Below are 2,289 nucleotides of genomic sequence, written 5' to 3' on the forward strand. Positions count from 1 at the left end.
CGAGGACGAAGTGCGCCGCATCGCCCACGCCGGTTTCAAGGCCGCGCAGGGCCGCTCCGGCAAGCTGTGCTCGGTGGACAAGGCCAACGTGCTGGAAACCTCGCAGCTGTGGCGCGACGTGGTGATCGAGGTTTCGGCCGAGTACCCGGACGTCGAACTGACGCACATGTACGTCGACAACGCGGCGATGCAGCTGGTGAAGAACCCCGGCGCCTTCGATGTGATCGTCACCGGCAACCTGTTCGGCGACATCCTGAGCGATCAGGCCAGCATGTGCGTCGGCTCGATCGGCCTGCTCGCATCGGCCAGCCTCGCGGAAGGCACCTTCGGCCTTTACGAGCCGATCCACGGTTCCGCCCCCGACATCGCGGGCAAGGGCCTGGCGAACCCGATGGCGACGATCCTTTCGGCCGCCATGCTGCTGCGCCACTCCTTCGGTCTCGAAGCCGAAGCGGCCCGCATCGAAGCCGCCGTTGCGGCCGCGCTCGCGGACGGTATCAAGGGCGGCGACCTCGGCGGCTCGGCCGGCACGAAGGAAATCGGTGACGCGGTGCTTGCGCGCCTGTAAAGGTTGCGCCGCTACGCAATAATCGTTTCTTGACGTTTACAACCTAAAAACAGGGCGCATGAACATTTCCACGACCGATCTCGCGCAGGCTTCCGAAGCCGCCGTTCGCGCAGTTTCGCCGCAGGCGAAGCCGCTGGAACTGGCGGTGGTCCTGCCGACCTACAACGAGCGCAAGAACATCGCGACGATGATCGAGCGACTCGACAAGGCGCTCGCCGGAATCGCGTGGGAAGCCATCTACGTCGACGATAACAGCCCCGACGGCACCTCGGACGAGGCGCGCCGCCTGTCGCTGTCCGATCCGCGCGTGCGCTGCATCCAGCGCATCGGCCGCCGCGGCCTTGCCAGCGCCGCGATCGAGGGGATGTGCTCCACCGCCGCCCCTGTCGTCGCGGTGATGGACGCCGACCACCAGCACGATCCGGCGCTGCTGCCGGGCATGCTCAAGGCCGTCGCCTCGGGCGAGTACGACCTCGCCTATGCCTCGCGCTTCGCCGAGGGCGCCAGCACCGAGGCATGGGGCCGCCCCGACCGCGTCAAGGCATCGGGCTTCGCCAACCGCATCGCCAACAAGGTGACCGGAGTGGAGCTGACCGACCCGATGAGCGGCTTCTTCATGCTGCGCACCCAGACCCTGCGCGCCGACGCGCACCGCTTGTCGGGCGTCGGCTTCAAGATCCTGCTCGACATCCTGGCGACGGTGGACACCCCGCTGCGCGTCAAGGAATTCCCCCTCAACTTCGCCGCGCGAGCAGAAGGCGAAAGCAAGCTGGACCAGACCGTCGTGTTCGAATTCCTCGTGGGCCTTTACGACAAATGGCTGGGCCGGATCATCCCGACCCGTTTCGCGCTGTTCGGCACCGTGGGCGCCATGGGCGTGGTGGTGCAGCTGGCGGTGCTGTGGACGATGCTCCACGTCGTCTTCGGCGAGCGTTTCGTCTACGGCAACTGGTCCGAGAGCACGACCTTCAACATTGCGAACACGATCGCCGCGCTGGTGGCGATGACGTTCAACTTCGTGCTCAACAACGAACTGACCTATTCGGACAAGCGCCTGCGCGGTTTCGCGCCGCTGATGCGTGGCTGGGCGCAGTTCGCGCTGACCTGCTCGCTGGGTCTGCTCACCAACATCGGCTCGGCCGCAGTGCTCAAGACCATCGGCATCCACGACGTGCTGGCGGTCATCACCGGCGTGCTGCTGGCCTCGGTGTTCAACTTCGCGCTCTCGTCGAAGTTCGTCTGGGGCAAGTACTGATCCCGAACCGCACGCAAGCGGTTCTGCTTGGGCTGACGGCGCTATGGGCGCTCGTCAGCCTCATTGATTCGCCGTACCCGAGCCTTGCGCCGCTGCAGAACCTGCCGACGCTGGTGATCGTCGCGGGGTTGTGGCTGGCGCTGCGGCGCTGGCCGATGCCGACGAGCGCTGTAGCCTGCGCCTGCCTGTTCCTGTGGCTGCACACGCTAGGCGGACGCTACATCTATTCCTTCGTTCCCTATGAGGACTGGGCGAGGGCGCTCGGCCTGCCGTCGCCCGCGGCGACGCTGGGATTGCAGCGCAATTCGTGGGACCGGCTCGTCCATTTCAGCTTCGGGGCCTGCTGGGTCCATCCCATCTCGGCCTGGCTGGCACGGCACCGCAAGCTCTCGCTTTCGCTGGCGACTTACATCGCGGTCGAGTTCGTGCTGGCGGGCAGCGCGATCTATGAAATCTTCGAGTGGCT

General features: G+C 66.0%; 3 protein-coding genes. All 3 read left to right on the plus strand.

The features are described from left to right. Positions 1-568: isocitrate/isopropylmalate family dehydrogenase (locus tag LH128_RS25345; RefSeq protein ID WP_008832549.1), on the plus strand; the 568-nt coding region annotated here is incomplete at its 5' end. Between the two features lie 58 nt (positions 569-626). Next, positions 627-1,823: a glycosyltransferase gene (locus tag LH128_RS25350; RefSeq protein ID WP_008832550.1), complete on the plus strand. Its 1,197-nt coding sequence runs from the start codon at positions 627-629 to the stop codon at positions 1,821-1,823. Between the two features lie 113 nt (positions 1,824-1,936). Beyond that, on the plus strand, positions 1,937-2,289 hold a 353-nt coding region (locus LH128_RS25355), incomplete at its 3' end, for a DUF2238 domain-containing protein (protein WP_008832551.1).

This window comes from Sphingomonas sp. LH128 (assembly GCF_000293195.2).
Classification (GTDB): Bacteria; Pseudomonadota; Alphaproteobacteria; order Sphingomonadales; family Sphingomonadaceae; genus Novosphingobium; species Novosphingobium resinovorum_A.